This is a genomic window from Mycobacterium sp. IDUB_37, assembly GCF_055419245.1.
On record NZ_JBVAXG010000003.1, the window covers coordinates 146135 to 159700 of the forward strand.

The 13566-nt window shown below is 67.1% G+C and carries 9 protein-coding genes and 2 pseudogenes; 5 read left to right on the forward strand and 6 right to left on the reverse strand.

Features of this window, described 5'->3' with window-relative positions; genetic code table 11:
* Positions 1-5: 5 nt before the first annotated feature.
* Positions 6-791 (reverse strand): hypothetical protein, encoded by a 786-nt coding sequence (locus ACZY1I_RS11495; protein WP_463754521.1) that lies wholly within the window; start codon positions 789-791, stop codon positions 6-8.
* Positions 792-873: 82 nt separating this feature from the next.
* Positions 874-2439, reverse strand: coding sequence for a PE family protein (locus ACZY1I_RS11500; RefSeq protein ID WP_463754523.1), 1566 nt, complete (start codon positions 2437-2439; stop codon positions 874-876).
* Between the two features lie 288 nt (positions 2440-2727).
* On the opposite strand from ACZY1I_RS11500, the gene ACZY1I_RS11505 reads away from it, so the two are divergent.
* From ACZY1I_RS11505 to ACZY1I_RS11520, 4 genes and pseudogenes are all read left to right on the forward strand, one after another.
* On the forward strand, positions 2728-3828 hold the full coding sequence (locus ACZY1I_RS11505; protein WP_463754524.1) for a ferritin-like domain-containing protein: 1101 nt from the start codon (positions 2728-2730) through the stop codon (positions 3826-3828).
* A 224-nt stretch (positions 3829-4052) separates the two neighbouring features.
* Positions 4053-5381 (forward strand): annotated as a pseudogene (locus ACZY1I_RS11510) (PE family protein); the annotation flags it as partial.
* A gap of 261 nt (positions 5382-5642) precedes the next feature.
* A complete protein-coding gene (locus ACZY1I_RS11515; protein WP_463754525.1) occupies positions 5643-7043 on the forward strand; it encodes a PE family protein in 1401 nt (466 codons plus the stop codon).
* Between the two features lie 270 nt (positions 7044-7313).
* Positions 7314-8621, forward strand: a pseudogene (locus ACZY1I_RS11520) (PE family protein); the annotation flags it as partial.
* A gap of 69 nt (positions 8622-8690) precedes the next feature.
* On the opposite strand, the gene ACZY1I_RS11525 reads toward ACZY1I_RS11520, so the two are convergent.
* The gene (locus tag ACZY1I_RS11525; protein WP_463755089.1) at positions 8691-9836 is read right to left on the reverse strand and encodes a sterol desaturase family protein; all 1146 of its coding nucleotides are present in this window, start codon (positions 9834-9836) and stop codon (positions 8691-8693) included.
* 208 nt (positions 9837-10044) lie between these two features.
* Between ACZY1I_RS11525 and ACZY1I_RS11530 the strand changes: the two genes are divergently transcribed.
* Entirely contained in the window at positions 10045-11397 is a 1353-nt protein-coding gene (locus tag ACZY1I_RS11530) for a VWA domain-containing protein (RefSeq protein WP_463754526.1), read from the forward strand.
* 14 nt (positions 11398-11411) lie between these two features.
* On the opposite strand, the gene ACZY1I_RS11535 is transcribed toward ACZY1I_RS11530, so the two are convergent.
* The 3 genes from ACZY1I_RS11535 to ACZY1I_RS11545 are packed head-to-tail and all read right to left on the reverse strand — an operon-like array spanning position 11412 to position 13508.
* Entirely contained in the window at positions 11412-11957 is a 546-nt protein-coding gene (locus ACZY1I_RS11535) for a chromate transporter (RefSeq protein ID WP_463754527.1), read from the reverse strand.
* A complete protein-coding gene (locus ACZY1I_RS11540) occupies positions 11954-12526 on the reverse strand; it encodes a chromate transporter (RefSeq protein WP_463754529.1) in 573 nt (190 codons plus the stop codon). Before ACZY1I_RS11540 ends, ACZY1I_RS11535 begins: the two co-directional genes overlap by 4 nt.
* The gene (locus ACZY1I_RS11545; protein ID WP_463754530.1) at positions 12519-13508 is read right to left on the reverse strand and encodes a phospholipase D-like domain-containing protein; all 990 of its coding nucleotides are present in this window, start codon (positions 13506-13508) and stop codon (positions 12519-12521) included. The genes ACZY1I_RS11540 and ACZY1I_RS11545 overlap by 8 nt, the downstream gene beginning before the upstream one ends.
* Positions 13509-13566: the final 58 nt, after the last annotated feature.

Sequence of the window (13566 nt, forward strand, 5' to 3'; positions counted from 1 at the left end):
GAAGGCTAAACGAGGCAACGCAATTGAGCTCGATCGCTAGGCAGACCGAGGGTGTGAAGCCAGCTGTAAGGGTTGGAGATGACGCCCCAGCATTCGTCGTTGTCGACGATCGTCGCCAGGAACCGGCGCTGGTTCTCGGACAGGGCCTGGCCGGATACGAAGCCCTCCGGGAACGTCCGGACAAGCAGTGGCCCCCAATCGGAGGCGACAGTGTGGGCATTTGTCATCCGGGCCACCGCGACCGCCTCCGCCACGATCTCGTCGAATGTCGTGGTTCGCCGCAACAGTGTCTCGATCAGGGCGAACCTCATCTGGCCCCAGATCTGAGGTGGATTTTCCTCGAACATCGCATCCGCGGCGCGCGGGTCGCGCAGCGCCGACCGGACCTCATCGAGGGCGCCCGGCGCACCGTCAAGCGCAGCGGTCAGCGCCGCGCAGACCCGAACCCCGGGGTGCTCGTCGGTCATCAGCGCTTCGGGCGAAATGTCCCAGGCGCCGGTCGTCAAAGCGATCCCGGCACGTTCCACCGGAGGGGCGTCTGACACTTGCCGCAATAGGCGCTCGGCGGTCGCGGGACGGAACTCCGCCAACTCGGGGGCTGCCAGCAGGTGGGACACGGCATCGATGGCCGCTTGGCGCAACGTCGCATCCGTGTCGTCGAGAAATGTTGCGACACAAGCGTGTACGTCAGCCCGGATGGCTCGGCATGCGAGGACCGCGGCTGGCTCCTCGTCGTCTCGGTCCGGCCCCAGTTCGCGCCATGCGGCCGCCGCAGGCGTCGGCCGGGCCATAGGCGTGGTCGAGTCTGGCCCAGTCGGTGTCCTCGATCAGCTGCCGCGGCGACCGCATGGAATTCACGGGCTGGACCGCCGGCTACGGCAGCCCGGGTGACCCGTCCAGGCCGAGCAGCTGCCCGCCGGTACCGCCGTCACCGCCCTTGCCCGGGGTTACGCCAGTCCCGCCGTTGCCGCCGTCACCACCATTGCCGATCTGCCCGGCGTTGCCGCCCTTTCCACCGTTGCCGCCGGTGGTGAGGCCGATCCCGCCGGCTCCGCCGGTGCCGCCGTTGCCGATCAGCCCGGCCGTGCCGCCGGCCCCGCCCTTTCCGCCGATGACGTTGGAGGTGCCACCGCCGCCGCCGGCACCGCCATCGCCGAAGATCATGCCCGCCTGGCCGCCGGCACCACCTTCCCCGCCAATCGCGGCATTGGAGGCGGCCCCGCCGGCACCGCCAGCGCCGCCGGCACCGAAGAGCATGCCCGCCTGGCCGCCGGCCCCGCCCTTACCGCCGATAGCACCCGCGGTGCCGCCGGCGCCGCCAAGTCCGCCCGCGCCGGAGAACATGCCGCCCTGGCCACCGGCCCCACCATTGCCGGCAATAGAGCCGCCACCGCCGCCGGATCCACCGGCTCCGCCGTCACCGAAGAGCAGGCCGGCCGCGCCGCCAGCCCCGCCGTTTCCGTTGATTGCGCCACCGCCGCCGCCGGTGCCGCCGGCCCCACCGTCGCCGAAGATCATGCCCCCGTGGCCGCCGGTCCCCCCGGGCCCGCTGATTGCGCCGGCGCTGCCGCCAGCGCCGCCAAAGCCGCCGGTGCCGCCAGTGCCAAACAGCCCGCCGGCGCCGCCGGCTCCGCCGGCACCACCTGTGGCCTTATCGGAGTACCCGCCGATGCCACCCGCGCCGGCGTCGCCGAACACCCCTGCGGCGCCACCGACTCCACCGGCCCCGCCGTTACCCGCGACGCCGTTGCCGCTGCCGCCGACGCCGCCGGTGCCGCCCGAACCAAACAATCCGCCGGCCCCGCCGGCCCCACCGTTCCCGCCGAGGCCGGCGACGTTGAAGCCACCCGCACCGCCGCTGCCGCCGGCCCCGAACAGCAGCCCTCCAGCCCCTCCGGCCCCGCCCGTGGTGGTGCCCGCACCGCCGGCCCCGCCGGCCCCGCCAGCGCCCAGCAGGCCTGCGGCCCCGCCGGCGCCACCGTTCTGGCCGACCCCGCCGGACGCGCCGTCGCCGCCGCTACCGATCAAGATTCCACCCGCTCCACCGTTGGCCCCGCTGCCCGGAGCCCCTCGGGTGCCGTTGCCGATGAGTGGACGCCCGGTCAGCGCTAGGAATGGCGTATTGATCGCGGTCAGGGGTTGCTGCAACGGCGTGACGGCAGCGGCCTCAGCACCGGCATACGAGCCCGCGCCGCTGGTCAACGCCTGCGCAAATTGATTCTGCAACGCCGTCGCCTGCGCGCTGAGCGCCTGATATCCCTGGCCGTGCCCGGAGAAGGCCGCCGCGATGGCCGCCGACACTTCATCGGCGCCCGCTGCCAGCACCCCCGTCGTGTGAGCCTGCGCGGCCATATTGGCTGCGCTGAGAGCCGATTCGATCCCGGCCAAATTCGCCGCCGCCGCGGCCAATGCCTCCGGCGCCGCAATCAGATACGACATGTGACACCTCCCAGTGCCTAGTGCGTCATGACGATTGCGTCATGACGACTACGTCGTGCCCCCGAGCATCGCCGAGCCCATCACCAGGCGATATGTGTACACATCATCTCCCTCCAGGCGCCGCATTGTTTGGTTTCGCCGAATCTTCTCCAGCTTTTCGGCTTCAGATCTGGACCGGGCCAGTTAACCGCCTGTCAGGGTTGACGCGATGTCGCACCGGGCGCACTGTGGTACTCGACACGCGACAAATGACCCACCTGGTCACATCGGGCAGAGAGGTGGCAGTTCATGACTACCAGGGACAAGTACACGGAAGTCCCCGAGCCGTACTCGCGGGAGTTCCGCAGTGCCGGCGATGCTCGTTTCACCTGGGAGTATGACGACGGGCGTGCCCGCCTCCTCTCCCTGTATCAAAAGGGCAAGGACAAGCAGTGGGATGCCCAGTCCCGCATCGACTGGGCGCAAGACGTCGATCCCACGAACCCGGTCGGCCTGCCCGACGAGTTCCATCCGCTGTTCGGCAGCCCGATTTGGGACGCGGCAGACGAGAAGCGCCGTGCCGAGATGCGCATGCACTCTCAGGCCTGGCAATTCTCGCAGTTCCTGCACGGCGAGCAGGGAGCAATGGTGTGCTCGGCCAAGATCGTCGAGGTCGTCCCGGATATGGACGCGAAGTTCTACGCGGCGACCCAGACCATGGACGAGGCCCGGCACGTCGAGGCGTTCTCCCGGTTCCTGCAGGAGAAGATCGGCATGGTCTACCCGATCAACAAGAACCTGACCGCCCTGCTGGACGACACGCTGCGCGACTCACGTTGGGACATGCCCTATCTCGGCATGCAGGTCCTCATCGAAGGGCTCGCACTCGCCGCATTCGGGGTGCTGCGCGACATTGCGCCACCGGAGTCGCTGTCCAAGCAGTTGCTGGCCTACGTGATGCAGGACGAGGCACGGCACGTCGCCTTCGGCAGAATCTCGTTGAAGGACTACTACTCCGCGTTGACCGACGCCGAGCGGGCCGACCGGGAAGAGTTCGTCGTCGACGCCTGCTACCTGATGCGAGACCGGTTCCGTGGCGAAGAGGTTTTCGAGACCCTTGGCCTCAACGTCAAAGAGTGCGTCGAATGGGTCGACACGTCGCCGCTGATGATTCAGTTCCGTTCGCACTTGTTCAGTCGCATCGTGCCGATCGTCAAGGACATCGGGTTGTGGGGCGACAAGGTGCAGAAAGCCTTCGCGGACATGGGCGTCCTCGAAATGGGCTGCTTCGACATCGAATCTCTGATGAAGGCCGATGAGGATCAGGCCGATGCGCTGGATAAGGCACACGCCGAAATGGCGGCGCGGGCCGTTGAGGTGGACCAGGTGATCACCGCGGGCGCGAGCTGATTCTGCGAGATCGGTACACCTCCCGCCGCAAAGAGAAGTACCTCGACCCAGCGCCAACTGCAGGGCTCGCATTTGAATCAAGTCTGCATAGACTATGACCGACGGCGTCGCTTACGCTGACGACAATAAAAAAGTCTTCTGAGCTGCAGATATAGGCGCTAAAATTCCGCCGCAGAGGGTTCAACTTGGCTGGGGGGCCAGCCCACTTCAGTGGGAGGTGTCAAGTGTCGTTCGTATTCGCGACTCCTGAGTTAGTCACAGCGGCAGCAAATGATCTAGCCGATATCGGCTTGTCTCTTCGCGCCGCCGCCGGTGCCGCGGCGGCCCCTACGGTGAACCTCCTGGCGGCGAGCGCCGACGAAGTCTCAGTGACCGTCGCGGCCTTTTTCGGGGCGCACGGAGAGAACTTCCAGGCAATCAGTGCGCAGGTGACCGAGTATCACGCCCAGTTCGTGCAAGCGGTCACGGGAAGCGCAGGTGCATATGCTTTCGCCGAGGCCGCCAGCGTCGGACCGTTGCAACCGTTGCTGGACCTGGTCAACGCGCCCACCCGAGCGCTTCTAGGCCGGCCCCTTATCGGCGATGGCAACGACGGTGCCACCGTCGGCGGGGTCGGGCAGGCCGGTGAGGCGGGCGGGCTTTTGTTCGGCAACGGCGGCGCGGGTGGCGCCAGCACCGGTGCCGGCGCGGCGGGCGGCCGAGGTGGTGACGCTGGGTTGTTCGGCATCGGCGGCGCCGGCGGGCGAGGCGGTGTCGCCGGCGGCAACGGCGGCACGGGCGGGGCTGGTGGACTGTTGTTCGGCAATGGTGGTGCCGGCGGGTCAGGCGGCGCCGGTTCCTTGACCACAGTCGGAGGGGTTGGCGGTGCAGGCGGTGCGGGAGGGCTGTTGTTCAGCGCGGGCGGGGCCGGGGGTGCCGGCGGGGGCGGGGCCTTCGCTCTCTTCGGCTCCGGTGGCAATGCGGGCAGCGGAGGCGCCGGAGGTGCCGGCGGACTGTTCTTCGGTAACGGAGGAGTCGGCGGTGCTGGCGGCCTCGGCGGTAGCGGTAATGATGTCAATGCCAATAACGCCGGTGGCGGCGGCGGCAATGGTGGTACCGGCGGAACTGCTGGGCTATTCGGGACCGGCGGTCACGGCGGCGCCGGCGGACATGGCGGAAACTCCGCCACTACCAACCTGGGGGCTGCGATCGCTGGGCCAGGCGGCGCTGGCGGCGCCGGCGGCACCGCCCATCCGCTCCTTGGGAACGGCGGCAACGGCGGGACCGGCGGTAGCGGCGGAAACGCATCGGGATTTACAACCAGCGGGGGTACGGGAGGCGCCGGCGGGACCGGCGGGGCCGGCGGGGCAATCGGCAACGGCGGTGCCGGCGGCAACGGCGGCGACGCGAACGTCGCCCTCGCGACAAACGGCCCGGGCGGTAACGGTGGCAACGCTCAACTGATCGGCAACGGCGGTGCCGGCGGTGCCCGCGGTGCCGGGGGCGGCTTCGACGCGGTTGGCGGCGCCGGCGGGGCCGGGGGCAAGCTGTTCGGTCAACCAGGAACGCACGGCTAGCTGCGCGTCGTACCCAAACTCCGCCACGGCACGGCCCCAAGTACGGCGCTCTCGCGCGCCAGCTAACCCAGACATCCGATCAGCCCGGACGCGCATCGGAGCGGCATGTGAGCCCGGTGTGAGTTAGGCCGAAGCAGAAAATGCCATTGTCGTCGACGACAATAAAAAAGCCATCTGAGCTGCTGCAATTGGCGTTAAACTGCGCCCACAGCGGGTTCGACTCGGCTGGGGGGCCAGCCCACTGCGTGGAGGTGCCAGATGTCGTTTGTGATCGTGACTCCGGAATTCATGACGGCGGCAGCAAATTATTTGACCAACATCGGATCGTCGATCAGCGAGGCCACTGGAGCTGCCGCGGCCCCGACAACGAACGTCTTGGCCGCTAGCGCCGACGAAGTATCGGTAGCGGTTGCAGCATTGTTCGGCGCGCACGGACAGAGCTTCCAAGCACTCAGTGCGCGGGCGACCGAGTGTCACGCCCAGTTCGTGCAAGCGCTCACCGGAGGCGCTGGCGCATACGCGGCCGCCGACGCCGCCAGCGTCGGACCGTTGCAACCGCTGCTGGACCTGATCAACGCACCCACCCGAGCGCTACTGGGTCGGCCCTTGATCGGCGATGGCAACGACGGCGTCACGGTCGGCGGGATTGGTCAGGCCGGCGAAGCAGGAGGGCTGCTGTTCGGCAACGGCGGGGCTGGTGGCTCCAGCACCAACATGAATGTGGTCGGTGGCCGCGGCGGGGACGCCGGGCTGTTCGGCGTCGGCGGCGCCGGTGGGCAGGGCGGATTCTTCGGCGGAAAGGGTGGCGCCGGCGGTGCTGGTGGACTGTTATTCGGCAACGGTGGTGCCGGCGGGACAGGGGGGTCAGAGGGCCGCGGTGGTGCCGGCGGCGCAGGCGGTCTGTTTTTCGGTGCCGGCGGAGTCGGCGGGGCGGGCGGGGCCGGCACTGTCTTTGCTCCCGGCGGTGGCGGCGGTGCGGGTGGCGCCGGTGGCCTTTTCTTCGGTATCGGTGGCGCCGGCGGGGCGGGTGCAACCGGTTCCACCGGAATCCTTGGTGGCGCCACTTCCGGCGGATTCGGTGGTGCGGGCGGCACGGGCGGGCTGTTGTTCGGTGTCGGCGGTGCCGGCGGTGCCGGGGGCGCCGGCGGTTCCGGCACCGACGGTTTCTCCGCGGTCGGCGGCAACGGCGGCATCGGTGGCGCCGGCGGAGCAGGCGGGATATTCGGCACCGGCGGCCACGGCGGCGCGGGTGGATTCGGCGGAAACGCCGACAGTTCGTTCGACCCCGCCGCCTCCGCCTACGCCGGTGCCGGCGGCGCCGGCGGTGCCGGCGGCACCGCCCATCAGTTGTTTGGCGGCGGTGGGGACGGTGGTGCTGGAGGAAAGGGCGGGAACGCAGTTGGGTTTACCAACGGCGGAGGCAACGGCGGCGCCGGCGGGGTGGGCGGCACAGCAGGGACGATTGGCAACGGCGGCGCGGGCGGTAACGGTGGCGCCCGTGGCGTCAGCGCCACCGCGGTCAGCGGCGTGGGCGGCAACGGTGGCAACGCCCAACAGATCGGCAACGGCGGTGCTGGCGGGACCGGCGGCGTCTTCGCGGCTGGCGGCGCCGGAGGAGCCGGAGGGAAACTATTGGGCCTGCCAGGGGCACACGGTTAGCCACGCCCCTTATCTCAAGGCCGCGACGGCACGCTACCCAAGCCTCTCATCGCACCAGTTAACGATGCCGCCGTCACCGCAAATGAGGACTTGAGAATCCGGTCTGATTAAGATCCGGATCAGCCTCTCGGCAGTCTCATGCCTAGCGCTCACACGGCTCTAGCGGGGGGCATTTACAAAAATTGTCTGACCAGTCAAAATCGTCGCTACACTTCGCGCACTGCGGGATCGACTCGGCTGGGGGGCCAGCCCACTGGTGAAAGGCATTGAATGTCGTTTTTGATCGCGACTCCGGAATTCGTCGCTGCAGCAGCAACAGATTTGGCAAATATCGGATCGTCGATCAGCCAGGCCACCGGGGCTGCCGCGGCCCCGACGACAACATTGCTGGCCGCGGGCGCCGACGAGATCTCCGTGGCCGTTGCGGCACTGTTCGGCTCGCACGCGCAGAGCTATCAGGCGTTGAGTACGGAGGCGACCGCGTTTCACGACCAGTTTGTGCAGGCGCTCACTGGCGGAGCGGGAGCCTATGCGACGGCCGAGACGGCCAATGCGGGTCCGCTGCAACCGGTGCTGGATTTGGTGAATGCCCCGTCCCGAGCGTTGTTGGGGCGCCCCCTGATCGGCGACGGCAGAAACGGAGGAACGGTCAACGGTGTGGGCCAGGCCGGTGAGGCCGGTGGCCTGTTGTTCGGCAACGGCGGGTCCGGCGGCGCCAGCACGAATGTCTCTGCCGTCGGCGGACGGGGCGGGGACGGCGGGATCTTCTTCGGGAATGGTGGCGCGGGCGGCGCCGGCGGTATCGGCGGCACCGGTGGTGCCGGTGGTGGGGGTGGGCTGTTGTTCAGTGCCGGCGGTGCCGGCGGACTTGGCGGACTCGCGAATTCCACTCTTATTGGCGGCAACGGCGGCGCAGGCGGCCTCGGCGGGCTGTTCTTCGGTACCGGTGGCGCGGGCGGGGCGGGTGGAGCAGGGATAACTACGCCTGGTGGCGGCGGCATCGGCGCCGGCTCCGGTGGTGTAGGCGGCGCGGGCGGATTGTTCTTCGGTAACGGCGGCGTTGGCGGTGGCGGCGGCAACGGGGGTGGCGGCTTCGGTGTCGCGTTTGCGAGCGGTGGCGCGGGCGGCAACGCGGGTGCTGGCGGTGCTGGCGGGCTGTTCGGTGTCGGCGGCGACGGGGGTGTTGGCGGAACTGGCGGTGTCGCCACTGCCGACTTCATGACCGGCGTCGCCTTCGCCGGGCAAGGCGGCGCCGGCGGCGCCGGCGGCGCGGGCCATCAGCTGATCGGCAGCGGCGGGCACGGCGGAGCGGGCGGGACGGGCGGTCCCGCCGGCGCAAAAACCCCATCCGGAGGCGTCGGCGGTGCAGGCGGCGCCGGCGGAGGGGCAGGGGCAATCGGCAACGGCGGTGGCGGTGGCAACGGCGGTGCCAGCGGGGTCTTCAGCTCGGCTGGCGGCCCCGGCGGTCAAGGCGGCAACGCCCAACTGATCGGCAACGGTGGGGGCGGTGGGGCCGGCACACCTGGCGGTGCCGGTGGGTCCGCAGGCAAGCTGCTCGGCATTCCCGGGGCAAACGGCTAGCCGATAGCGAAAAGTCCCCGCCGCCACACCAGGTGTAACAGCGGGGACGGGCGTTCGGTGAGAAACTCAGGCTGCGCGGGCTGACAGCAGTCGCTGGAACGGGAACAGCTGCTGGCGGATGAAACCTTCCGGCATGTAGTTGCCGACCACACCGTAGTTCTGCGGGAACTGCTGCTCGGACTTCACGGCGGTGCCGAACAACCGGTCCAGGAACGAGAACTGGGTGGCGTAATTCTTGTCGATCGCTTCGTCGTCCGAGGAGTGGTGCCAGTGGTGGAAGTCCGGCGTCACGACCAGGTGGCGCAGCGGCCCCCAGGGCAACTTCACATTGGCGTGGATTAGCACTCCCCAGAAGCCGATGACGGCGATGTAGGTGTTGAGCACGCCCTGGGTGAAGCCCAGCAGGTACAGCGGGGTCAGCACGCACACCCGGGTGGTGACCAGTTCGAAGAGGTGCAGCCGCGAGCCGGCCAGCCAGTCCATCGTCTCGGTGCTGTGGTGCACGGCGTGGAATTTCCACAGGAACGGCACCTCGTGGTAGGCGCGGTGTGTCCAGTATTCGGTGAGGTCGGCCACCAGGACGCACAGCAGGAGCTGCGGCACGAACGGAATGCTGCGAACGAAGACGTGCACGGTGTCGTTCTGCAGCCAGCCCAGCACGTCGAAGATGAGGAAGTTGACGGTCACGACGCTCACGCCGATCAGGATGTGGGTCATTGCGAAGTGCGCGAGGTCGGTCTGCCAGGCGCGGCGGAACACCGCCTTGGTCTTGTCCAGCGGGACACCCTTTTCGATCGCGACGAACATCAACCCGGACAGCAGCAGGTCGACGACGAACCAGTCCAGTCCGATGAACGGCGTGTGCTTGGAGAAGTTGCCGACGGGCACCTCAGCGCCGCCCCACGCGGCTGCCGCGGCGACCAGGCCCAGTGCCAGAGCGTTGAGATTCCGCCGCCGATTCCGCACCAGGTTGAAGATGGCCAGAGCGCCGGCGACGACCAGTGCGGCAAACAGGACGTAACGGAACAATTCGACCGGGTACTTCGGGCGCAGGTCCGGCGTGGTCAGGTACTGCGGGTAGTGGAACACCAGCACGCCCAACAGGCTGAGCGCACCGAGGCCGAGCGCCATTACGGTCGTGACGCCGCGGCCGGGCTTCAGTTCTCCGCTGCTACGCAGCAGGGTGTGGGTGTCGCGGACCACGCTTGTCATGCTGATCACGACTACCTCCTAGGTTCAAAGAAACTCCATATGGAACGTTGGTAAAACGTTCTCAACGCGCTCTTGCGTATTCCTTGCGAATCTCTCCTGGAGGTCGAGTCGCTCGCTTGAGGTGGTCACGAGCGCTTGAGTCTTGCCACTCGCAAACGTGCCGTTCGCCCGACTACGCTGTTGCCACGATCGGACGAATCGGAGGGTCATGCCCGAGCTGACTAAGGGCGCCAACGCGCCGGTGCCCACTGCCGAACTAGTCGTCGAAGTTAGCTGGCAGGCCGTCGGCGGCATCGACGCCGACGCCAGCGCACTGCTGTTGACCAGCGCAGGCAAGGTGCGCGACGACAACGACTTCGTCTTCTACAACCAGCCCACTTCGCGCGAGGGATCGGTGCGGCACGCTGGTTCGATCCCCTCCGGCGGCGACCGCCTCGTCGTCAACACACCCGCTGTACCCGACGTGATCGATCGGGTGACATTCGTGGCATCCATTCACGACGCCAAGGCCAAGCGCCAGTCGTTCGCGCAGCTTTCGGGCCTGTCGATCAGGGTGTTGTCCGGCGGTGCGCCGGTGGCGAGCTATTCCATCTCGGGCCTGACCACCGAGACCGGCCTGATCTTCGGCGAGTTGTATCGCAGGCAGGGCTCGTGGAAGTTCCGTGCCGTCGGGCAGGGCTACGACTCGGGGCTGACGGGAATCGCCACCGACTTCGGCATCTCGGTCGACGACGCGCCCGCGGCGCAGGCACCCCCGCCACCGCCGCCCCCGCCGCCACCGCCACCGCCACCGCCACCGCCACCGCCACCAGCGCCGAAGATCGACCTCAATAAGCAGCGCCAGATCAACCTGCGCAAGACCGTTTCGGAAAAATCGCCGGTACTTCTCAAGAAGTTCGACGCCGCCAGCGTCTCCCTGGAGAAACGCGGCTTCCTCGGCGAACGCGCCGAGGTGATCCTCGTGCTCGATGTCTCCGGTTCCTCGTATCCGCTGTTCCAAAACGGCAGTTACCAAGAACTCATCGACCGATTCCTCGCTATGGCCTTGCTTTTCGACGACAACGGCACCGTCGACACCATCCTTTTCGACCACCGCGTGCACGAAGGCGAACCCGTCACGCTCGCCAACCGCGAAGGCTGGACCGACCGCGCTATCAACCGGAAGGGCATCTGGGGCGCCACCGCATACGCGCCGCCCATCAAAAAGATCACCGAAAGTCTGGCGCGTGGCGCGGCGTTACCCACGTTCGTCGCCTTCATCACCGACGGCGGCAACGCCGACCGCAAAGCCGCCGCGGACGCGGTCCGGCGCGCGTCCAGTTTTCCGATGTTCATCCAGTTCATGGCCATCGGCCGCGAGGATGACTTTCCTTTCCTGCAGAAACTCGACGAGCTAGCTGACCGGGAAATCGACAACGCGGGGTTCTTCGCCATCGAGCAGGTGGCGAAAATGAGCGACGAAAAGTTCTACGACAAGGTCATGACGGAGTTCCCGTCCTGGCTGGCCTCGGCTCGCGAAATCGGTATCGTCCGCGGGGCGGCTCAACCACGGCGTTATTAGCGCAGATCCGCGGCTCACACCACGCCGAGGTAGCCGAGCACACCTGCCGCTCCCACGACGATCAGTGGGTTGGTTTTGCTGAACACGAAGATCAACGTGCACACCGCGGTGAGCAGGTAGGCCCGCCAGTCATGGTCGGCAGCGCGGCCCATCACCAGCGAGGTGGCCAGGATCAGCCCGACGGTCAGCGGCGCGAATCCCTTCTCAACAGCGATGCGCAGCTTCGACTCCTGGGCCTTCTGCCAGACCAGCGTGATCACGTAGACGAAGGTCGCTGCCGGCATGACCATCGCAAAGGTCGCGATTACCCCGCCGAGGATGCCGCCGAGCACTCCCCCGACATGCAGGCCGGCGCCGTAGCCGACGAGTGCGACGATCAAGATGCTGGGCCCTGGCGCTGCCTGCGAGATGGAGAACAAATCGGCGAACTGGGAATCGGTCACCCAGTGCCTTTCGTTCACCGCCCGCAAGTGCATCTCGGGCAGCACCACATTGCCACCGCCGATCGAGAGCAGTGACAGCATGCCGAACAGCGAGATCAGCTGCAGGTAAGTGCTCATGCGGCAGCGGGGCGCGGGCGCCTGGGCCACGCCCAGATCAGGCTCAGCGGCGCCAGAATCGCCAGGGTGCCCAACAGCGGCCAGCGCAGCAGACCGTTCAGCGCGAAACTTGCCGCGAACAGCAGTACCGGAACCAGCCCCTTCAGACATTGTCGCCCGGTCTTGATGACCATCGCCACCGTCATCGCCACAGCCGCGGCGGAGGCTCCGCGCAACACACCTTTGACGGCGGGGACCTCCTTGTAGTGGAAGTAGATGAAGGCCATCGTCAATACGAACACCAGCGGCATCAGACAGAGCCCGACCAGAGCGGCTGCCGCACCCGCCATGCCGCGCATCTTGGTACCCACGAAAACGGCCATGTTGACCTGGTTGGCGCCAGGCATGATCCGGCACATGGTCATGGCACTGAGAAACTCCGCTTCACCCATCCACTTCTTTTCCACCACAAGCACTTCGCGCGACCACGCGGACAAGCCGCCGCCAAACGACGCCAGCGCGATGTGGTTGAACGTCAGGCCCATCTCGACCAGGGAAACCTGTTCGGTCGGGGCGCCCGCGTCATTCATGGACGAGTTCTTCATCGTGCGGGAAGTCGTCTTCGACGTGTTGCGACGGATCGAGTGGGTCCGGCGGTTCGTAGTGGTGGGATAGTTCCCAGTCGGTATCGAAGACCTGCTTCAATCGGCCGACCACTGTCGGGTCGCTGGTGGTGATGCCGAGTTCACGCCGCAGATCGAAGGCGCTGCGGTCGATGTTCATCGAGCCAACCAGGGCCTGCTCGTTGTCCACGATCAGAAGTTTCGCGTGCACCCGGAGGTTCTTCTGCTTGTGCACTTTGACACCGAAACGTCTCAGGGTGCGCAATGAGGCAAAGGTGTCGAGGATGTCCCACTCACTGATGCCGTGTCTGCCGCCACACAGAACATGGACCTTGACGCCGCGGTCGGCGGCTGCCGCGATGTGATCGAGAATCACCGCGTCGACATATTTGGGATGTTGGACATCGAGGCGATGAGTGGCCTGGTCGATGAAATGCGCCATGTGCAGGCGTGAATTCGAGTTGCTCCACAACAGCCCCTCGTTGGCCGATGGGTGCCAGTCACGGTGTTCCCAGTCCGCGTTGAAAACTTCGACGATCTGGGCGACGTGCTGTGGGTCGTGGGTGACGACGCCATAGTCGCGGGTAGCGGTGAAATATTTGGTGCAGAGGTTGAAGGTCGCCACGAGAGCGGCTTGTTCGTCCGCCACCATCGACTTCTCGTGGGTGACGTAGAACTTCGGGTTCGACCATTGCACACTGATTCCCGCATTCGAGAACCGTTGGTACGTATCGTCATTGGCGCGGTCGCCGCCCGACCGCGCGGGGTTGAGCATGACCCGCACATCGACGCCCGCGGCCCTGCGTTCGATGACGTCGCGGATCAGTTCCTCTTCGGTGAAGGTGAACTGTTTGATGAACAGGCTGCGCTGCGCGCCGGCAATGAATTCGCGAACCGGCTGCAGTCCATCATCTGGTTCGACAATCAGGCTGGGCGGGTAGGGAGGCACAAGCTCAAAAGCTAGCACCGCGGCGCCAAATTACGGGGTGCGAGATGTTCACCGACAT